Raw genomic sequence first — 19,019 nt, 5'->3', positions numbered from 1 at the left:
GCGCCGGTACGGGCCGACGTCCGGCCGCGTACCCTGTCCCCCAATTAGCAGCCCTTCACGAAGTGAGCCCCCGGCCATGCCCACAACACCTGATATGTCGATGGACATGAGGACGGACCTGACGGCCGTCGGCGACACCGGTCTTCTCGACACGCTGCAGCACGAGGTGGCGCTGTTCGCCCGCCGTGCCGAACAGACGCGTCTGGGCGGGGTCGGCCAGGTGCGCAACTCGATGGACCGCGCCGCGTACCTGCTGCTCAATCGCCTCGACAACGAAGGCCCCATGGGCGTCAAGGCACTCGCCGCGAGCATGGGCATCGACTCCTCGACGGTCACCCGGCAGGTCGCCCCGCTCGTGGACACCGGCCTGGTCAAACGGACCTCGCACCCCGAGGACGGCCGCGCGGTCGTGCTCCAGCTCTCCCCGCGCGGACAGACGCGCCTGGAGGAAGTGCGCGCCTCGCGGCGCCAGTTGATGGCCGAGCTGACGCAGGACTGGGCCCCGGAGGAGCGCGAGGCGTTCTGCGCACTCCTGACGCGCTTCAACGGAGCGCTGTCGGCTCGGATGTCCGCCCCTGACCGGGCGGACTCCTGATTCTCCGGAGGGGCTGATTCAGCCCCTCCGGGGGTACCCCCTCTGGGGGAGTTTGAGGAGCGGGGTCCGGGGCGGAGCCCCGGTTTCGGGACGGGAAGGGGCGGCGGGGGCGAGAAAACCGGAATTCGTCCATACGCGCACATCTCTTGACCGAGGGACGCCCCCTGGCCTGATATGAGAGCCAAGGGCTCTCAGGAGCGACGGGGAGGCGCGGTTGCGACAACGGCACACGTCCCAGGACGACCCCCGCGCCCACGAGTTCGAGGCGTACGTCGCGGGCGCCGGCACCCGCCTGCTGCACACCGCGACCCTCCTCACCGCCGAACCGCCGGAGGCCAACCCGCACGCCCGGCGCCTGCTGACCCTGGCGCTGGCCCACACGTACGCGAGCTGGGACCGGCTGCACGGCGCGGACCCCTACGCCCACACCCGCCGGTACCTGGCGACCCGCTTCGTGAACAGCGCCTGGCACCGGCGCGGCGGGCTGCTCCGCCCCCGCACCCGCCTGGAGGGCCCACTGGCCCGGCTCTCCCCGCAGGAACGCCTGGTCCTGGTCCTGCGGCTGCACGAGGGGGTCGCCGAGGAACAGACGGCGGCTCTGCTCGGTGTGTCCGCGGAGCGCGTGCGGGCCGTCCTCCACCGCGCGATGACCGCCGTACTGCGCCCGCCCCCGGGACCGGCGCCCGCGGTGGGCGGCGTCGAGGCGGTGCCGTCGTGACCCGGAAGAGCCGGGAGGCGGCCGTACGGCGGATGCTGGAGCGGCCGGCGCCGCGCGTACCGCCCGAGCTCCACGCGGACGCGGTCCGCCGCGGGGCCCGCATCCTGCGCCGCAGGACGCTCGTCCGCCGCGCGATGTGGCTGCTGTTGCTGGCGGGGAGCGTGGCGTTCGTGGTGTGGGCGCTGACGGTCCGTCCGTGGGTGGAGCCGCCGTCGGAGACGACTCCACCGCTCACTGGCTGGTGACCGGGGCCTACCGGCCGAGCGCCTGCTGGAGGTCTTCGAGCAGGTCGTCGACGTTCTCGATGCCCACGGAGAGGCGCACCAGGTCGGCGGGGACCTCGAGCGCGGAACCGGCCGCGGACGCGTGCGTCATCCGCCCGGGGTGCTCGATCAGCGACTCGACGCCGCCCAGGGACTCGCCGAGCGTGAACACCTTGGCCCGGTTGCAGACCTCGACGGCCGCCTCCTCGCCGCCCTCCACGCGGAAGGAGACCATGCCGCCGAAGGCGCGCATCTGCTTGGCGGCGACCTCGTGACCGGGGTGGTCGGGCAGTCCCGGGTACAGGACGCTCGTCACGCGCGCGTGACGGGTGAGCATGTCGGCGACCTTCGTGGCGTTCTCGCTGTGCCGGTCCATGCGGACCGAGAGCGTCTTGGTGCCGCGCAGCACCAGCCAGGAGTCGAAGGGTCCTGCGACCGCGCCCATCGCGTTCTGGTGGAAGGCGAGCTCCTCGCCCAGCTCCGCGTCGCCGGTGATCAGGGCACCGCCGACGACGTCGGAGTGGCCGCCCATGTACTTGGTCAGGGAGTGCACGACGACGTCCGCGCCGAGCGCGAGCGGCTGCTGGAGGTACGGCGTGGCGAAGGTGTTGTCGACGACGAGCCGGGCGCCCGCGCCCCGGGCGACCTGGGCCACGGCGGCGATGTCGGTGATGCCGAGCAGCGGGTTGGAGGGGGTCTCCACCCAGACGGCCTTGGTCTTCGGGGTGAGGGCGGCCCGCACGGCGGCCGGGTCGCTGGTGTCGGCCACCGACCACTCCACGCCCCAGCGGGCGACGACCTTGGCGAAGAGGCGGAACGTGCCGCCGTACGCGTCGTTCGGGATCACCACGTGGTCGCCGGGGCTGAGCAGCGTACGCAACAGGCAGTCCTCGGCCGCCAGTCCGGACGCGAACGCGAGGCCGCGGCGGCCGCCCTCCAGGGCGGCGAGGTTCTCCTCCAGCGCGGTCCTGGTCGGATTGGCGCTGCGGCTGTACTCGTAGCCGCCGCGCAGGCCGCCGACGCCGTCCTGCTTGTAGGTGGACACCTGGTAGATCGGCGGGACGACCGCGCCCGTCAGGGGGTCGGCGGTGTTGCCCGCGTGGATCGCGAGTGTCTCGAAGTGCTGACTGATGTGCCTGTCGCTCATGGGCACCGAGGGTAGTGCGCGTGCGGTGCGGATGACGGACGCGGAGCGGGCGGGGCGGGCGGCGGCGGGGGCGGATGCCGGGGTTTTCCACAGGGTCCGGTACCGGGTTGGCCAATTGTCGGCGTGGTCTGGTTCGCTGGTGACATGGAGATTCTCTGGGTCCTGATCGCGCTCGTCATGCTCGGCTTCGTGGTGGTGCCGTTCATAAGGCGCGGGCGCGGGGCGATCACGCAGGTCCCCGCCGGCCACCCGGACGCGGCGGACCCGGCGGCCTACGGCTTCGCCCGCGAGGAGGAGCTGGACGTCCGCATGCCCGGCCCCGACCAGGACCTGCTGGACGTCCTGGACCTGGTGCAGCGCACCCAGGACTACCGGGCGGCGCAGCAGCTGCTGGCCGGCACGGACGCGGAGGGCGAGTCGCGCTGGCAGCGCGTCCAGGCGTTCGCGGGCGCGGCCTCGCTGGAGCTGAAGCAGCGGCCCGGCGGGGTGGGCGAGGCGCCGGGCGGGCAGTGGCTGCGGGTGTGGCGGACCGAGCTGCCCAAGGACGCCGGGGGAGCCGCGGTGCACGCCGAGTTCCTGGTGCAGCAGGCGTGGCGTACGGCGGCGCCCGGGACGGACGAGTTCCGGATCATCATGGAGGAGGCGAAGGCGGCGTGCGGCGAGGCGGCGCTGCTGGCTCCTGGTGACCCGGTCCCGTACATCGTGGAGCTGTCGGTGGCGCGGGGACTCGGTTACTCGCAGCAGGACTTCGAGCAGCTCTGGCTGAAGATCCTGGACCGCGCCCCGGCCCACATGGGGGCGCACCTGGCCGCGCTGCACTACTGGTGCGAGAAGTGGCACGGCTCGCGGCGGCAGGCGTACGCGTTCGCGGAGGCCGCGGCCGCGCGGGCGCCCCAGGGGTCCCTCCTCGCCGCCATGCCGCTCTTCGCGGTGTTCGAGCACCTGCCCGAGGTGAACCTGGTCGCCGGTTTCCACCAGAGCGAAACCGTCACCAAGGCGGTGCACGGCGCGCTGCACGCGGTGTACTCGGCCCGCCCCGACGACCCGATGTCGGCGCACGTACGGCACCTGCTGGTCTTCTTCCTGGTGTGCGGCGAGCGCTGGGCGGAGGCCATGAGCCAGCTCATACACATCGACGGCCACGTGGGCGCCCTCCCCTGGACCCTCTCCCCCGACCCGGCCGCCGAGTTCGCCGTCTACCGCGCCCTGGCGGTGGCCGGCTACGAGGCGAACGGCGGCAGCCCGGCGACCCTCCCGCACTGACCGTGCCGTCCCGGCAGGGGTCCCGCCGAAGGCGGCGGGACCCCACGTGTCTCCGGGCCCCGGCGGCCCGGAGACACGGAGCCAGGTGTCAGATCGTCGCCGTGTCGATCACGAAGCGGTAGCGGACGTCGCTGTTCAGGACGCGCTCGTACGCCTCGTTGATCTCGGCCGCGCCGATCAGTTCGATCTCCGCGCCGATGCCGTGCGCGGCGCAGAAGTCCAGCATCTCCTGGGTCTCGGCGATGCCGCCGATCATCGAGCCGGCGAGGGTCTTGCCGCCCCCGAGCAGCGAGAAGAGGTTGAGGGCGACCGGCTCCTCGGGAGCGCCCACGTTCGCCAGCGTGCCCTCCGTCTTCAGCAGGGACAGGTAGGCGTTGAAGTCCAGCGGGGCCGACACCGTCGACACGATCAGGTCGAAGGTGCCCCGCAGCTCCTCGAAGGTCTTCGGGTCGCTGGTGGCGTGGTAGTGGTCGGCGCCCAGCTTGAGGCCGTCGTCCTTCTTGCGCAGGGACTGCGACAGCACCGTCACCTCGGCGCCCAGCGCGTGCGCGATCTTGACGCCCATGTGGCCGAGGCCGCCCATGCCGAGGACCGCGACCTTCTTGCCGGGGCCGGCGCCCCAGCGCTTCAGCGGGGAGTACAGGGTGATGCCGGCGCACAGCAGGGGCGCGGCGACGTCGAGGGCCAGACCGTCGGGGATGCGGACGACGTAGTTCTCGTCGACGACGATCTTCTCCGAGTAGCCGCCGTAAGTGGGCTCGCCGTTCCTGTCCACGGCGTTGTACGTGCCGACCATGCCGCTGCCGGTGCAGTACTGCTCCCGGCCGGCCCTGCAGTTGTCGCACTCCCGGCAGGAGTCGACCATGCAGCCGACGCCCACGCGGTCACCCACCCGGTACCGGGTGACGCCGGGGCCGACCTCGGACACCACGCCGGCGATCTCGTGGCCGGGGACCATCGGGAAGATCGCCTCGCCCCAGCCCTCACGGGCCTGGTGGATGTCGGAGTGGCAGATGCCCGCGAACTTGATATCGATCAGGACGTCGTGCTCGCCGACCGCGCGCCGCTCGACGGTCGTCCGCTCCAGCGGAGCCTTGGCGGCGGGTACGGCGTATGCGGCAACAGTGGTCATGCCGGGTGCTCTCCTCGTGAGGTCGTGCGCCCGGCCGCCTTCTGTCCGGCCGGGCACGGCCTCCAGCCTGCGACAGCGTCCCGGATCCACCCAGACCACGGCTTTGCCTACGTTGGCCGTGCGTACCACTGACGGGGACAGGATGCTGTGCGTACGACCGGGAATACTGGAGTCATGGACGAACGGCACACCCACCCGGCCGGCCCCGCGAGCGGCGGCCTCGACCCGCGAGCGGAACTCAGCGAGTTTCTGCGCACCCGGCGGGCCCGGCTGAAGCCGGAGGACGTGGGCCTGCCGGACTTCGGACGGCACCGCCGGGTGCCGGGCCTGCGCCGCGAGGAGCTGGCCCAGCTCGCCGGGGTGTCCGTGGCGTACTACACACGCCTGGAGCAGGGCAACGGGCAGAACGTGTCGGCGGAGGTGCTGGACTCGATCGCGCGCGCCCTGCGCCTCACCGACGCCGAGCGGTCCCACCTCACGCATCTGGCGAAGCCGAAGCGGCAGAGGCGGAAGCCGGCGGCCCGCGCCCAGCAGGCCCGCCCCGCGCTGCGGCATCTGCTGGAGTCGATGGACGCGGTCCCGGCGTACGTGGTGGGCCGGCGCTCGGAGATCCTCGCCTGGAACCGGATGGCGGCGGCGGTCTTCGGGGACTGGGGCCGGCTCCCGGCGCAGGAGCGGAACTGGGCGCGGCTGGTGTTCCTGCACCCGGACCAGCGGGAGCTGTTCGTGGAGTGGGAGCAGAAGGCGTACGACATGGTCGCCTACCTCCGCATGGACGCGGGCCTCCATCCGGACGATCCGCAGCTGTCCTCGCTGGTGGGCGAGCTGTCCGTGAAGAGCGAGGAGTTCCGCAGGCTGTGGGCGGCGCACGACGTCAAGGAGAAGAGCCACGGCGTCAAGCACGTCCGGCATCCGCTGGTCGGTGAGCTGACGCTGCTGTGGGAGTCGTTCCGCCCGGCCGGTGACGACACCGGGCAGTCGCTGGTCACGTACTTCGCGGAGCCGGGTTCGCCGTCGGCGGAGGCCCTGAGGCTGCTGTCCAGCTGGGGCACGGACGCCCGGCGGGCCGGGGCGGACGCCACGGCTCCCTGAGGCGGACATCACGGCTCCCCGAGCCTGACGTCACGGCTCCCCGGGGCCGGATCGCCACGGCTTCCCGGGACGGGCGGCCACGGCTTCCCGGGACAGGCGGTGGCCCTCGGCCCTCGACGCCCGGGTCCTCCCGCCCCGGCCTCCGCCTCGCCGGCAGCCGGGGCCCGGCGCCGCGGAGGCGACGCGCCCCCCCTTCGCCCCGCTCCGCGGGAGCGGGCGTCCACCCCGGCCCCGGAGAGCACGGAACGGCCCGCCGGAAGGGAAGTCCTCCGGCGGGCCGTCCGGTCACGGACTACTTGCCGTAGTACGCGTCGTAGACCGAGATCGTCGACGTGTTGCCCTTCTTGTCGGTGATCTTGGCGCGGAAGGAGACGGCCTTCCCCTTCGCCGGGTTCTTGACGGTGATCTTCCCCTTCGTGACCGTGGTCTTCTTCCAGGTCTTGCCGTGGTCGTAGGACACGTACACCGACAGGGACTTGAGGTTCTTGCCCTGGGCGGCGCCCTCGACGGTGACCGGGAACGTGGCCTTCTTGCCGGCCGTCACCTTGCTGTCCAGTCCGGTGGCCGCCTGGAAGCGGGCCGTGGAGACGGGGAGCTGCTTCGGCTCGGCGGTCTTCTTGGAGCGGAAGGTCCAGCTCGCGTCGATCCGCGTGGAGGCGGCGGCGACCTTGGCGCTGCGCTTGACCGAGGTGGTCAGCTTGTAGGAGGCGTCCCCGGACGGGACCTTGAACTCCTTCTCGCCGAACAGCGGGTCGTCGTGCGAGCCGACCTTCTTGCCGTTGCGGTAGAGGCTGGTGGTGGCCGACGTGAACACCGAGGAGCCGGCGTGGCCCTTGCCGTCGGCGAACAGCGGGACGAGCCCGGAGATGCTGTTGCCGTCACGGAAGACGCCGTAGTCGGAGGTGAGGCGCGGCCCGAAGACGGCCGTGTTCACGGTCTCCTGGTACGTCTTGCCGCCCTTGTAGCCCTTCGCGGAACCGATGACGTAGCCGGCCTCCCAGATCGGCCAGCCCTCGGCGTCGACCCCGCCCTGCTGCTCGAAGTCGAGGCCCCACTTCACCCCGGCCACGGTGGACAGGTGCAGTGTGCGGGTGCCGGGCAGGCTCTGCGGGTTGCCGAACGAGGAGGCGCCGCTGCTCCCGGGCAACGTGCCGAAGGGGCTGACGACGCCCTTCTTGCCGCTCGCCGCGGCGCCCATGCCGACCTTCACCGTGGCGAACTCGCCGGCCTTGTAGTTCCGGGTGTAGCCGGTGGCGAGGTTCTTCACCTTGGCGCCGGTGACGGCGCTGTACTGCTCCTTGGCGCCCTTGCTGAAGTGGGCGTCCCACTGCTGGCTCAGCGAGCCGTCGGTGATCTGCGGGCCGAGGTGTGCGGAGCGGAAGTTGTCGTACGAGTCCAGCCACCAGCCGAAGCCGTAGGAGGAGTCGTCGGTCTCGACGGTGTAGTCGGCGGAGGCGAACTCCTGCTTGACTCCCTTGGCCGGCACGGTGATTTTCACCGGCTTGGCCTTGCGGGCGTCCAGGGTGATCGTCGTGTTCTTGGTGACGTTCAGCTTCGGCTGGGCGAGCCAGTCGGCGCCCTCGTACTTCTCCGAGGCGGGGTCGGGGTTGACGTAGATGCCGGTGTCCAGGACGTAACCGCCCTTGGGCACGCGGACGGTGACGGTGCCGTCGGCCTCGTAGGGCTGGTACCACCGGTCGGTGGCCAGGCCGGAGACGCCGGCGAGGTTGGTGACGTAGTTGGGGGCCGGCTTGCCCGCGCGGTCGAGGAACCTCAGCGTCACGTCGTACGACTCGACCTCGCGCTGCACCGCGGCGGCCGTGCGCACGGTCTGCCCGCCGCCGGTGGCGACCACGTACGCCGAGTAGGCGCCGTCGAGCGTGCCGCCCAGCCGGGTGTCGACGGTCGCGTCCACGGAGGCCGTGCCGCCCGCCGGGACGATGACCGTGGTGGCACCGAGCGTGAAGAAGCCGGCCGGGGCCGCCTTGCCCTGGGGGCCGGTCGCCGTCGACGTCAGCTTCAGCGTGACGTCCGTCGTGCCGAGGTTGCGGTAGGTGAGCGCCTTGGTGACCGGCTTGTCGTCGGTGTGCGGCCACTGCTGGACGCCGAAGCTCAGCGACACCGGGTCGGCGATCACGGTCTGCTTGACGGCCTTGTCGACCTGGACGCGGCCCGACCCCTGCTCGAACGGCGTGTACGCGCCGCCCTTGGTGGAGCCGGTGAGCGCGCCCTTCAGCTCCGCGTAGGTCCACTCGGGGTGCTGCTGCTTCAGGATCGCCGCCGCGCCCGCGACGTGCGGGGTCGCCATCGACGTACCGGAGATGGTCATGTAGCCGGCCGGCTTCTCGCCGACCTCCTCGGCGATGGCGTTGCCCTTCGCCGAGGCGGCCGTGATGTCGACGCCGGGAGCCGTGACGTCCGGCTTGACGGCGCCGTCGCCGACGCGCGGGCCGGTGGAGGAGAAGTCGGCGAGCGCGTCCTTGTCGTCGACGGCGCCGACGGTGAGCGCGGCGTCCGCGCTGCCGGGCGAACCGATCGACTGCGGGCCCTCGTTGCCGGCCGCGATGGCGAACAGGACGCCCTTCTCGGCGGAGAGCTTGTCGACGGCCGCTTCCAGCGGGTCGACCTCGGCGGTGTCCAGGCCGCCCAGGCTCATGTTGACGACGTCGGCGCCCTGCGCGGCCGCCCACTCCATGCCGGCGAGGATGCCGGAGTCGTCGCCGAAGCCGGCGTCGTCGAGGACCTTGCCGTTGAGGATCTTCGCGCCGGGCGCGACGCCCTTGTACTTGCCCTTGGACTGGGCGCCGGTGCCGGCCGCGATGGAGGCGACGTGGGTGCCGTGGCCGACCTTGTCGCCGGCGGTGGCCGCGGAGGTGAAGTTCTTGGACTCGGTCACCTGGCCCTTGAGGTCCGGGTGGGTGGCGTCGACACCGGTGTCGAGGACGGCGATCTTCACGCCCTTGCCGTCGTAGCCGGCCGCCCAGGCCTTCGGGGTGCCGATCTGCGCCACCGACGTGTCGAGGGAGGCCTCGCGGACCCCGTCGAGCCAGACGTGGGCGATGCCGGAGGCGGTGCGGTCGCCGTCGGTGACGGCGTCCCACAGTTCGGGTGTCTCGTCGTGCGGGGTCTGCACCGCGTCCGCGTTCAGGGACTTCAGGGTCCGGCGGACCGTGCCCGCGTCCCGGACGTCGGACTTGGCGGCCTGGGCGGCGCCCTTGTAGCCGACGATGACCTTCAGGCCCCGCTTCTGGGAGCCGCGGGTCGCTGCCTCGTTCAGTTCGGTGACGTCGAACAGCCGCTGGTCCAGCCTGCCGCTCGCGATCAGCCGGGCGGCGTCGGCCGGCACCACGAGGGTGTGGCCGCCGGCGCGGCGGACCTGCACGGGTATGTGCTCCCGGCCCTCGGCCCGCTCCAGGCCGACCACGCGGCCCTTGGCGTCCACGGCGACCCGGTCACCGGTGATCAGCGTGATCCGGTGCTTGGCCTTCACCGCGGACGCCTCCGTCGAGGAGGCGGCGGCGGTCGTGCGCTCCCCGTTCGCCGACGCCGGGCCGGCCATGCCCGCCGCGAGCGCCACGGCGGTCGCCGTGGCGACCGTGGCCGCGCACGCTCTCTTCACTTGTCTGCGCAAGGTTCCCCCCTAGCGGGATCGCCGGGTGAACTCGGTGCCACCCGGCCGGGGGTGGTCTCGTACGCATGTGCGCACCCCCCGGATTCCGCAGTATGCCGAGGGGTGATCAAGCGCCTCAAGGGATGCCGGGAAGGGTGCGGAAGTCGCCGGGTGGTTGTAACACCACCGCCGGAACTCCGTTACAGAACCGCGCGCTTGGGGTTCTCCTTCACGGTGATCCGCCCCTTGCGGATCGTCGCCAGGCGCGGGGCCTCCTTCGCGATGGCCGAGTCGTGGGTGACCATGACGAAGGTCAGCCCCAGCTCCTTCCACATGCGGATGAGTACGTCCATGATCTCGTCGCGCGTCGACTCGTCGAGGTTTCCGGTGGGTTCGTCGGCGAGCAGCACCTTCGGCTCCTTCACCAGCGCCCGCGCGATGGCCACGCGCTGCTGCTGACCGCCGGACATCTCGCCGGGCAGATGGCCCAGCCGCTCGCCCAGACCGACCGACGCCAGCGCCTCGGCGGCCTTCTCCCTGCGCTCCTTGGCCTTCACGCCGAGCGGGACGAGGGCGGTCTCGACGTTCTCCTGCGCGGTGAGCGTGGGGATCAGGTTGAACGACTGGAAGACGAAGCCGATGTTCTCGCTGCGGACCCGGGTGAGCCGGGCCTCGGGCAGTTTGGCCAGGTCGGTGCCGTCGAGGACGATCTCGCCGGAGCTGGGCCGGTCGAGGCCGCCGAGCATCTGCAGCAGCGTGGACTTGCCGCCGCCGGTGGGGCCCTGGATGACGAGCCGGTCGCCGTCGGGGATGGTCAGGTCGATTCCGTCGAGGGCGTGGACGGTCTCCTTGCCGCGCGTGTAGCGCCGGGTGACGCCGCTGAGTTCGTACATGGTTCTGCTCCTGGATCGCGTACGGGGAGGGGCCCGTCCGCTGCGGGCGGGCCCCGGTTGCCGGTGCCGGGCGGGTGCTACTCGACGCGGCGGAGCGCGTCGGCCGGCCGCAGCCGGGAGGCGCGCCAGCCGCCGAAGGCGCCGGCGACGAGACCGCCGGCCACGGCGAGGCCGACCGCGAGGGCGAGGGTGGTGAGGCTGACCGGCGCGGTGAGCGCGACGTCGAGGGTCTTGGCGGCACTCTGCCGTCCGGGGCCGCCCATGCCGCCGCCACCGCCGGGCCCGGCCATACCGCCGCCTCCGCCGCTGCCGCCGCCGAGCTGGGCCTGCAGGGTGGGGCTGACGGCGGTGACGGCGTAGGCGCCCGCCAGGCCGAGCGCGATGCCGAGGGCGCCGCCGATCAGGCCCTGGACCATGGACTCGCCGACCACCTGCCGGGTCACCCGGCCGGACTTCCAGCCCAGTGCCTTGAGGGTGCCGAACTCGCGCACCCGGCGGGAGACGGCGGAGGAGGTGAGCAGGCCGGCGACGAGGAACGCGGCCACGAGGACCACGACCGACAGCCACTTGCCGACGCCCGCGGCGAGCGAGGAGGCGGTGGACAGGGAGCCGGAGACGGTGTCCGCGAGGTCGGCGGAGGTCGTGACGGTCGTACCGGAGATGTTCTTCTGGATCCCGGACTTGACGCTGTCGATCTGCTGGGAGTCGGTCGCCTGGACGTAGATCGTGGTGACCTTGTCCTTGGCGTCGGCGAGGGTCTGCGCCTGCTTCAGCGGCAGGTAGAGGTTGGCCGCGGCGTCCCCGCTGGTGGCGGTGGCGATGCCGATGACCTTGTACTTCGTGCCCTTGACGGTGACGGTGTCACCGGTCTCGAGTTCCTTCTCCTTGGCGTAGGCGGAGTCGGCGACGGCGACCTTCGCGTCGGTCTCGGTGGTCTTGAAGGTGCGTCCGTCGGTGATCTCGGAGGAGGTCAGCGGGCCGAGGGCGGGCTCGGTGACGTCGGTGCCGTAGACGGAGTAGCTGTTGACGTCGAAGTCGGCGCCGCCGCCCTGGACCCGGCCCTGCGGGGAGGACTGGCCGTCACCGGGACCGCCGCCCTGGCCGCCCTCGGCGTTCTGGCCGCCCTGCTGGAACTGACCCCGGGTGAACTCGCCGCTCACCTTCATGACTTGGAGGCTGAGTCCGCCCACCGCGTCGGCGACGCCGTCCTGTTCGCCGACCTTGGTCACGGTGGAGCTCGCCAGGGTCTGGAAGCCCTGCACCATGACGCGGTCGCTGCTCTGTTCCTCGCCGGAGCCGTCGTCCTGGGCGTCGAACCGGAACCGGGGGCGTTCGCCGGTGGCCTGGGCCTCCGCGGCCTTGGTGACCGTCATGTCCGTGCCGAGCCCGTACAGGGACTGCAGGACCTTCTCCTGCGCCTTGCCCATGCCGGAGGAGACGGAGTCGACCACGATGACCAGCGCGATGCCGAGCGCGAGCCCGGAGGCGACGACGAGGGCCGCCTTTCTGCGGCGGCGCAGCTCGCGCCTCAGGTAGGTGAAGAACATGGCGGCAAGCTAGGGACGGCGGGTGATGAAGCGGTAAGCGCTCCATAAGAGCCCCATGAGAAGAAGACCGATGCCGCCGCCCGCTCCCCGTGAGGGGCGGACGGCGGCATCGGCCGGGTGGTGGGGTGGAGCGCCGCGCGTGCGCGGCCGGCGTCAGACCGCCGAGCCCGCCTTCCACTCCTCCCAGCTCATGTTCCAGCCGTTGAGGCCGTTGTCCGGGGCGATGGTCTTGTCGCCGGTGTTCTGGACGACGACCACGTCACCGATGATCGAGTTGTCGTAGAACCAGGCGCCCGGCGTGCTCGGGTCGTTCGCGCCCTTGGTGTCGGACAGGCCCACGCAGCCGTGACTGGTGTTGACGCTGCCGAAGATGGACTTGGCACCCCAGTAGTTGCCGTGGACGAAGGTGCCGGAGGTGCTCAGACGCATGGCGTGCGGCACGTCCTTGATGTCGTACTCGCCCTTGCCGTCGTCGTCGGTGAAGCCGACCGTCGCGCCGTTCATCCGGGTCTCCTTGAACTTCTCGGAGATCACCATCTGGCCCTCGTAGGTCTTGTTCTCGGGCGCCCCGGCGGAGATCGGGATGGTGCGGACGGTCTTGCCGTCCTGCGTGACCTTCATCTGCTTGGTCTTGGCGTCGACGTACGTCACCTGGTTGCGGCCGATCTTGAAGGTGACCGTCTTCTGCTGGACGCCGACGACGCCCTCGGCGCCCTCGACACCGTCGAGCGCCAGCTTCAGCGTGACGGTGGAGTTCTCCTGCCAGTACTCGTCGGGCCGGCAGTCCATGCGGTTGGCGTTGAACCAGTGGCAGACGACCTCCTGGCCGCTGCTGCTGGTGACGGTGATGCCCTTCTGCACCTCGGCCTTGTTGGTGATGGCCTTGTCGAAGTTGATCGACACCGGCATGCCGACGCCGACGGTGGTGCCGTCGTCCGGGGTGAAGGTGCCGATGAAGCTGTTGTCCGGGGCGACCGTGGTGAACGAGGCGTTCTCGTGGGCGGCGAGGCCCGCGGCGTCCTCGGCGGTGGCCGACAGCTTGTAGGTGGTGGCGCGCTCGAGCTGGTCGCTGGGCTTCCAGCTCTTCTTGTCGGCGGATATCTCACCGGCGACGGCGGTGCCGTCGGAGGTGGTCATCTTCACCTCGGTGAGCGTGCCCTTGGCCACGGTCACGGTGGCGGAGTTGTTGATGGAGGCGTTGTTGGAGCCGTCCTTGGGCGTGATCTTGATCTGCGCCTCGGAGGACTTCTTCGCCGCCGCCTCGTCGACCTGGGCCTGTGAGCCGCCCTTGTCGCCGTCGCCCGAGGCACCGTCGTCGCCGCCGGAACACGCCGAGAGCACCAGTACTCCGCCGAGCAGAGCGGACGCGGCCGCCAGACCCCTGCGCCGCTTACCGTCCGTCATCACACGCTTCTCCATCGTTGCCGAATCCCAACCCCACGAGGCCTCGTCGCGAAGACAAGGGAGCTCGTCCACAACCTTCAACGCTACGACCGGGTGCCCCCGTTCCCCACGGTCCACGGGTGTGGGGCTCGCCACGTCCACAGGGCGGACAGTGGGGGTTTCCGGTCGGCGCTCCGCCGCTTGAGACGTCAGGACCCCGGTGGCGGTTGCCGTCCGGGGTCACGATTTCCCCAAAACGCCTCAGCCGGCCCGTCCCGCCCCGTCCTCGTCCTCGTCCTCGTAGGGCTCGTCGTCATCGTCCTCGTCGAGGTCCCACTCCGGCGAGTCGGGGTCGTAGTCGATCTCCTCTCCGCTCCAGGAGGCCTGGAGCAGCTCCACGCCCGGCACTTCGCCGAGCAGGGCGAACGGGTCGACGAGCTGGGCGAGGGCCTCCGCCGTGTCCTCCGTCACAGCGCTCTCGGCGTGTGCCCGTTCCTCGTCCGGAATGCCTTCGTCGTCCGCGATCCTGTTCAGCGCGGCTCCGGTCACCGCCTCCTCGTCGTCGATCTCGAGGACGAGTTCCACGCGAAGCCGTACAAACCGTGATGTCTCTGGGGTGCTCATGTCCGGAGCGTACGGCCCCGGGCCCCCGTGACTTTCCTGTGACCCGCGACTTTCACTAACATCTGCCCACACGGCCAATTCGCCAGCGCCACAAGGGGATCGATATTCCGTGTCTTCCGCGCTCCGTCCGTTGCTGACCGCCACCGCCGCGGGCACCCTGCTGTGCGCCCTGTGGTTCGTCCCGTCCGCGAACGCGACCTCGAACACACCGGTGGCCGACACGGTCTCGGCGAGCCCGTCTCCGCAGGTCACGCAGCAGGCGAGAGTCGTGTCGACGTCCGTCGACAGCACCGGCGAGGACGTCCGCCTCGCGGACACCGGCAGCTTCGACAGCACCCCGTACATCGCCGGCGGCACGGCCTGCCTGGTCCTCGGCGCCGGTTTCGTCGTCTACTCGGTGCGCCGGGAGCGCCTGGGTCTGTGACGTCCCCGCCGGGGCCCGGCACAACGGCCGCCGGGCCCCGGACGGTTCAGTTCAGCGGGCCGGTGACCGTCTCCACGGCCGCGACCAGCCGTCCGTCCCGCACGAACGCGTCCGCCGCCGCGAGGTCGGGAGCGAGGTAGCGGTCCGCACCGGGTCCGCCCACGCCCGCCTCCCGCAGGGCCGTGACGACCGCCCGCGTGGCCGGCGCCGGGGTCAGCCCCTCGCGCAGTTCCACGGCCCGGGTGGCGGCGTACAGCTCGACGGCGACGACCCGGGTGAGGTTGTCGACGGCCGTCCGCAGTTTCCGCGCCGCCGACCAGCCCATGGAGACGTGGTCCTCCTGCATCGCGGAGGACGGGATGGAGTCCGCCGACGCCGGTACGGCGAGCCGCTTCAGCTCGCCGACCAGGGCGGCCTGCGTGTACTGGGCGATCATCAGCCCGGAGTCCACGCCGGGGTCGTCGGCGAGGAAGGGCGGCAGCCCGTGGCTGCGGTTCTTGTCCAGCAGCCGGTCGGTGCGGCGCTCGGCGATGGAGGCGAGGTCGGCGACGGCGATGGCGAGGAAGTCCAGTACGTAGGCGACCGGCGCCCCGTGGAAATTGCCGTTGGACTCCACCCGGCCGTCGGGCAGCACGACCGGATTGTCCACGGCCGCCGCGAGTTCGCGCTCGGCGACCAGCCGGGCGTGCGCCAGGGTGTCCCGGCCGGCGCCGGCGACCTGCGGGGCGCAGCGCACCGAGTAGGCGTCCTGGACGCGGGGCGCGTCGTCCTGGTGATGTCCCGTCAGTCCCGAACCCTTGAGGACGGCCAGCATGTTGGCGGCGCTGGCGGCCTGGCCGGGGTGCGGGCGGATGGCGTGCAGCTCGGGGGCGAGCACCTTGTCGGTGCCGAGCAGCGCCTCCAGGCTCAGGGCGGCCGTGACGTCGGCGGACTTGTACAGCAGATCCAGGTCGGCGAGGGCCATGACCAGCATGCCGAGCATGCCGTCGGTGCCGTTGAGGAGGGCGAGTCCCTCCTTCTCGCGCAGCTCGACGGGCCGGATGCCGTGCTCGGCGAGCAGTTCACCGGCCGGCCGCACGCTGCCGTCGGGGCCCTCCGCCTCCCCCTCGCCCATCAGCGCGAGGGCGCAGTGGGACAGCGGGGCGAGGTCGCCGGAGCAGCCGAGGGAGCCGTACTCGTGCACGAGCGGGGTGATCCCGGCGTTCAGCACGTCGGCCATCGTCCGCGCGACCTCGGGCCGGACACCGGTGCGTCCGGAACAGACGGTCTTCAGCCGCAGGAACATCAGGGCGCGCACGACCTCCCGCTCCACCCGCGGGCCCATGCCGGCGGCGTGCGAGCGGACGATGTTGCGCTGGAGCCGCGCGCGCAGGTCCGGGCTGATGTGCCGGGTCGCCAGGGCGCCGAAGCCTGTGCTCACCCCGTACACGGGGTCCGGTTTGGCGGCCAGGGCGTCCACGATCTCGCGGGACGCGGTGAGGGCGGCCACCGCCTCCGCGGACAGTTCGACGCGGGCGCCGCCGCGCGCCACGGCGAGCACGTCGGACGCGGTCGTCCCGGACGTCCCCACCACCACAGTGTGCATACTCATATTCAGGAGCGTACGCACTGAATTCAGCAATGTCACCCCTGGAAACCGCCGTCACCCCTTACCGATGCGCTACGGCGAATGCCGCCCCCGGAACCGGCGCCGCTCTCCGTCCGCCGCCCGCGACGGCTCGTCCGCCAGCCGTACGACGGGATCGTCCGGCCCCTCCCGTCCGGCCACGACGGGATGCGCGGCGCGCTCGGCCTTGGCCCGGTACTGCGCCGCGTCGGCCAGCCGGAACAGCCGCCGGGCGGAGTGCACCGGCCCGACGGGATCCTCGGTGGACGCCACCCCGCAGGCGACCCCGTCCCCGATCCCCAGCTCCACGGCCCGCCGGCACACCTCGTCGGCCGCCTTGACGACCTCGTCGGCCGGCGGCCCCACCGCCAGCAGACAGAACTCGTCCCCGCCGAGCCGGGCCGCCAGGGCCCCCGGCAGCATGGCCCCGCACAGCGACAGCACGGTCCCGAACCGCTCGAGGAGCCGGTCCCCCACGGCGTGCCCCAGCGTGTCGTTGACCCGCTTCAGCCCGTTCAGATCGCACACCACGAGGCTGACCACGGCCCCGTCGCGCCGGTGCCGCTCCACGGCCTCGTCGAGCCGCGCGTCCACGGCGCGCCGGTTGGCCAGCCCGGTCAGCGAGTCCGTGTACGCCAGCCGCCGGGCCTCCTCCAGCCGCTCGGTCTGCGCCAGCCCGGCGGCCACGACGGCGGCCAGGACCGTCGCGAAGTCGGCGTCGCCCCGCCCGAAGACGGGCACACCGGCCGGCCGGGCCACATACAGCTCGCCCCAGGCCCGCCCGTGCAGCACGATCGGCGCGACCACACAGCACCCGCGCCCCCGTCGCCTGAGCGCGGCCACCCGCTGGTGGCAGTACCCGGCACGCCCCGCCGAGGGCCCCTCGGCGGTCTCCACCCACGCGTCGGGCTCACCGCCCCCCGCCCACCGCTCGTGCAGGAACTCGGTGATCTCGGCGAACTGATGCACCGGGTAGGACTCGTCCTCCGGGAACTCCTCCTCGTCCTCGGCCAGCTCCCCGACGTTCACCAGGACCCGCAGCCGCCCGAGCTCCCGCTCCCACACCGACAGGGCGGCGAAGCTCCCGCCCAGCGCCCGGCAGGCCCCGCCGGCCGCGGCCCGCCAGGCGTCCCGCGAACCGTGCGCGGCGGCCATGCCCTGGGCCAGCGCCACCACGGCCGCCAGCCGGCTCTCCTCACCCATCCCTCCAGGTTAGGAAGTTTCAGGTCGGATCGTGACATAGAGGGAGCGAACGGGGCCCACCGGACCGCTACTCCCCGGGCCACTCCGGCCTGCGCTTCTCGTTGAAGGCGGCGACCCCTTCCGCCCGGTCCCCCGAGAACGCCACCGACCGCCAGGCGGCGTCCTCGACCTCCAGCCCGGCGGACAGGTCCAGCCCGTGCCCGAGCCGCAGCGCCCGCTTGGCCGCCCGCAGCCCCACCGGCGAGTTCCCGGCAATCCGGGACGCCAGGGCGAGCGCCTCCTCCCGGTCCCGCCCTTCTTCCACCAGCGCGTCGACCAGCCCCAGCTCCCGGGCCTCGGCGGCCTCCACCCGCCGCGCCGTGAAGATCAGCTCGGCGGCTCTGGCCGCTCCCACCCGCCTCGGCAGCAATTGCGTACCGCCCCCGCCCGGGATCACCCCGACCGACACCTCGGGCAGCCCCACGACCGCCGTACGGTCGGCGACGATCACGTCACACGACAGGGCCAGCTCGAACCCGCCGCCGAGCGCGAACCCGTGCACCGCCGCCACCGTCGGCACGGGCAGCTCGAGCACCCCGGTGTACGCCCCGCGCGCCACGGGCCGCTGACGTACCAGATCGGCGTCACTGAAGGAATTGCGCTCCTTCAGATCGGCCCCCACACAGAACGCCCGCTCGTGCGAGGAGCTCAGCACCACCACCCGTACGCTCCGGTCCTCCCCCAGCGCCGCACAGGCGCCGGCGATGGAGCGGGCCATCCCGGTCGACACGGCGTTCATGGCCTTGGGGCGGTCGAGGACGAGCTCCGCGACATGCCCCCGCTCGTGCCGGCGCACCAGCACGAACTCCCCGAACCGTTCCTCACTCATCGCCATCCTCCGGTTAACGCGGGTTAACTTTCGCTCGTCCCGATCATCGCAGCCCGCACCCGCCGGGGAAAAGGGCGCACGCCCGGTTCCCTTGTCACCCCCCGACCACCCGTTCGAGTGACATCCCTCCGACTGCGGCCCGCCCCCGCACGGGAGTGCATAGCGTGCGCACACCGCGGCGCGCGGGGGCGCGCACGCAGGGGAGGGAAGCACGATGACACCGACAGCACCCACCGATGAACCACCGGCGGGCACCTCCCGTCTCCGGGGCCGCCACCGCAAGCCCCGCCCCCGCAAGGTCCTGCTGGCCGCGGGAAGCCTGGCCGTGGCCGCGAGCGCCGTGACCCTGGTCCGCCTGGCCACCACCCAGGGCGGCGGCACGGACATCGGCACGGAGGCGGGCCCCCGCCCCGCCCCTCACACCGGCATCGACACGGGACCAAGCCCCCGGCCCGTCCCCCACACGGACGCCGGCACACCCACCGGTTCCCCGGCCGCACCCGGGACCGCCGCCTCCGTCCCCGAGGCGAGCCCGTCCTCCCCCACGGCCCTGGGCGGCAAGAACCCGGCCCCGCTCACCCCGCCCGAACGGTCGTCCCCGTCCCGCACACCCGCCCCGGACCCGACGGCCACCCCCACCACCCCCACCAC

The 19,019-nt window shown here is 72.2% G+C and carries 16 protein-coding genes and 1 pseudogene; 6 read left to right on the top strand and 11 right to left on the bottom strand.

Annotation, left to right across the window (positions count from 1 at the left end; all coding sequences use genetic code 11):
• Positions 1-106 precede the first annotated feature (106 nt).
• The 3 genes from IH50_RS0110695 (at position 107) to IH50_RS42490 (ending at position 1,558) form a co-directional block, all read left to right on the top strand.
• Positions 107-595, top strand: coding sequence for a MarR family winged helix-turn-helix transcriptional regulator (locus IH50_RS0110695; protein WP_030859814.1), 489 nt, complete (start codon positions 107-109; stop codon positions 593-595).
• A gap of 214 nt (positions 596-809) precedes the next feature.
• Positions 810-1,313: a sigma factor-like helix-turn-helix DNA-binding protein gene (locus IH50_RS42000; RefSeq protein ID WP_030859812.1), complete on the top strand. Its 504-nt coding sequence runs from the start codon at positions 810-812 to the stop codon at positions 1,311-1,313.
• Positions 1,310-1,558, top strand: coding sequence for a hypothetical protein (locus IH50_RS42490; RefSeq protein ID WP_030859811.1), 249 nt, complete (start codon positions 1,310-1,312; stop codon positions 1,556-1,558). The genes IH50_RS42000 and IH50_RS42490 overlap by 4 nt, the downstream gene beginning before the upstream one ends.
• Before the next feature lie 7 nt (positions 1,559-1,565).
• On the opposite strand, the gene IH50_RS0110680 is transcribed toward IH50_RS42490, so the two are convergent.
• Positions 1,566-2,723: a cystathionine gamma-synthase gene (locus IH50_RS0110680; RefSeq protein ID WP_030859809.1), complete on the bottom strand. Its 1,158-nt coding sequence runs from the start codon at positions 2,721-2,723 to the stop codon at positions 1,566-1,568.
• Between the two features lie 144 nt (positions 2,724-2,867).
• Between IH50_RS0110680 and IH50_RS0110675 the strand changes: the two genes are divergently transcribed.
• The gene (locus IH50_RS0110675) at positions 2,868-3,986 is read left to right on the top strand and encodes a hypothetical protein (RefSeq protein WP_030859807.1); all 1,119 of its coding nucleotides are present in this window, start codon (positions 2,868-2,870) and stop codon (positions 3,984-3,986) included.
• An 88-nt stretch (positions 3,987-4,074) separates the two neighbouring features.
• Here IH50_RS0110675 and IH50_RS0110670 read toward each other — a convergent pair whose 3' ends face one another.
• On the bottom strand, positions 4,075-5,118 hold the full coding sequence (locus IH50_RS0110670; RefSeq protein ID WP_030859805.1) for an NAD(P)-dependent alcohol dehydrogenase: 1,044 nt from the start codon (positions 5,116-5,118) through the stop codon (positions 4,075-4,077).
• Between the two features lie 174 nt (positions 5,119-5,292).
• Between IH50_RS0110670 and IH50_RS0110665 the strand changes: the two genes are divergently transcribed.
• A complete protein-coding gene (locus IH50_RS0110665) occupies positions 5,293-6,210 on the top strand; it encodes a helix-turn-helix transcriptional regulator (RefSeq protein ID WP_030859803.1) in 918 nt (305 codons plus the stop codon).
• Positions 6,211-6,502: 292 nt separating this feature from the next.
• Here the strand turns inward: IH50_RS0110665 and IH50_RS0110660 are convergent, their stop codons facing one another.
• The 5 genes from IH50_RS0110660 to IH50_RS0110640 all read right to left on the bottom strand — a co-directional run bounded on the left by IH50_RS0110660 (position 6,503) and on the right by IH50_RS0110640 (position 14,267).
• Positions 6,503-9,841, bottom strand: a complete 3,339-nt coding sequence (locus tag IH50_RS0110660) for a S8 family peptidase (RefSeq protein WP_030859802.1) — start codon at positions 9,839-9,841, stop codon at positions 6,503-6,505.
• 179 nt (positions 9,842-10,020) lie between these two features.
• On the bottom strand, positions 10,021-10,713 hold the full coding sequence (locus IH50_RS0110655; RefSeq protein WP_030859799.1) for an ABC transporter ATP-binding protein: 693 nt from the start codon (positions 10,711-10,713) through the stop codon (positions 10,021-10,023).
• 77 nt (positions 10,714-10,790) lie between these two features.
• Positions 10,791-12,260, bottom strand: coding sequence for an ABC transporter permease (locus IH50_RS0110650; protein WP_030859797.1), 1,470 nt, complete (start codon positions 12,258-12,260; stop codon positions 10,791-10,793).
• Positions 12,261-12,413: 153 nt separating this feature from the next.
• Entirely contained in the window at positions 12,414-13,664 is a 1,251-nt protein-coding gene (locus IH50_RS0110645; RefSeq protein ID WP_030859787.1) for a L,D-transpeptidase, read from the bottom strand.
• 240 nt (positions 13,665-13,904) lie between these two features.
• Positions 13,905-14,267, bottom strand: coding sequence for a hypothetical protein (locus tag IH50_RS0110640; protein WP_030859785.1), 363 nt, complete (start codon positions 14,265-14,267; stop codon positions 13,905-13,907).
• Between the two features lie 109 nt (positions 14,268-14,376).
• Here IH50_RS0110640 and IH50_RS0110635 point away from each other — a divergent pair, with 109 nt between their 5' ends.
• The gene (locus tag IH50_RS0110635; protein ID WP_030859783.1) at positions 14,377-14,691 is read left to right on the top strand and encodes an LAETG motif-containing sortase-dependent surface protein; all 315 of its coding nucleotides are present in this window, start codon (positions 14,377-14,379) and stop codon (positions 14,689-14,691) included.
• 46 nt (positions 14,692-14,737) lie between these two features.
• On the opposite strand, the gene hutH is transcribed toward IH50_RS0110635, so the two are convergent.
• The 4 genes and pseudogenes from hutH to IH50_RS42485 form a co-directional block, all read right to left on the bottom strand.
• Positions 14,738-16,276 (bottom strand): histidine ammonia-lyase, encoded by a 1,539-nt coding sequence (gene hutH, locus IH50_RS0110630; protein WP_030859780.1) that lies wholly within the window; start codon positions 16,274-16,276, stop codon positions 14,738-14,740.
• A 75-nt stretch (positions 16,277-16,351) separates the two neighbouring features.
• Positions 16,352-17,500: a GGDEF domain-containing protein gene (locus IH50_RS0110625; RefSeq protein WP_030859778.1), complete on the bottom strand. Its 1,149-nt coding sequence runs from the start codon at positions 17,498-17,500 to the stop codon at positions 16,352-16,354.
• A 67-nt stretch (positions 17,501-17,567) separates the two neighbouring features.
• Positions 17,568-18,368, bottom strand: a complete 801-nt coding sequence (locus tag IH50_RS0110620) for an enoyl-CoA hydratase/isomerase family protein (RefSeq protein WP_030859776.1) — start codon at positions 18,366-18,368, stop codon at positions 17,568-17,570.
• 417 nt (positions 18,369-18,785) lie between these two features.
• Positions 18,786-19,019 (bottom strand): annotated as a pseudogene (locus IH50_RS42485) (hypothetical protein); the annotation flags it as partial.

Origin of the sequence: Streptomyces sp. NRRL S-37, from assembly GCF_000721605.1 — a bacterium.
GTDB lineage: Bacteria > Actinomycetota > Actinomycetes > Streptomycetales > Streptomycetaceae > Streptomyces.
The sequence above is the reverse complement of the archived record's forward strand: the minus strand, read 5'-3'. Positions and strand labels throughout refer to the sequence as shown.

Bases quoted from the DNA above. Each gene is read 5' to 3' on its own strand.
- IH50_RS0110695 (WP_030859814.1), top strand. From the start codon at position 107: ATGAGGACGGACCTGACGGCCGTCGGCGACACCGGTCTTCTCGACACG.
- IH50_RS0110680 (WP_030859809.1), bottom strand. From the start codon at position 2,723: ATGAGCGACAGGCACATCAGTCAGCACTTCGAGACACTCGCGATCCAC.
- IH50_RS0110675 (WP_030859807.1), top strand. From the start codon at position 2,868: ATGGAGATTCTCTGGGTCCTGATCGCGCTCGTCATGCTCGGCTTCGTG.
- IH50_RS0110670 (WP_030859805.1), bottom strand. From the start codon at position 5,118: ATGACCACTGTTGCCGCATACGCCGTACCCGCCGCCAAGGCTCCGCTG.
- IH50_RS0110665 (WP_030859803.1), top strand. From the start codon at position 5,293: ATGGACGAACGGCACACCCACCCGGCCGGCCCCGCGAGCGGCGGCCTC.
- IH50_RS0110655 (WP_030859799.1), bottom strand. From the start codon at position 10,713: ATGTACGAACTCAGCGGCGTCACCCGGCGCTACACGCGCGGCAAGGAG.
- IH50_RS0110650 (WP_030859797.1), bottom strand. From the start codon at position 12,260: ATGTTCTTCACCTACCTGAGGCGCGAGCTGCGCCGCCGCAGAAAGGCG.
- IH50_RS0110645 (WP_030859787.1), bottom strand. From the start codon at position 13,664: ATGACGGACGGTAAGCGGCGCAGGGGTCTGGCGGCCGCGTCCGCTCTG.
- IH50_RS0110640 (WP_030859785.1), bottom strand. From the start codon at position 14,267: ATGAGCACCCCAGAGACATCACGGTTTGTACGGCTTCGCGTGGAACTC.
- hutH (WP_030859780.1), bottom strand. From the start codon at position 16,276: ATGCACACTGTGGTGGTGGGGACGTCCGGGACGACCGCGTCCGACGTG.
- IH50_RS0110625 (WP_030859778.1), bottom strand. From the start codon at position 17,500: ATGGGTGAGGAGAGCCGGCTGGCGGCCGTGGTGGCGCTGGCCCAGGGC.
- IH50_RS0110620 (WP_030859776.1), bottom strand. From the start codon at position 18,368: ATGAGTGAGGAACGGTTCGGGGAGTTCGTGCTGGTGCGCCGGCACGAG.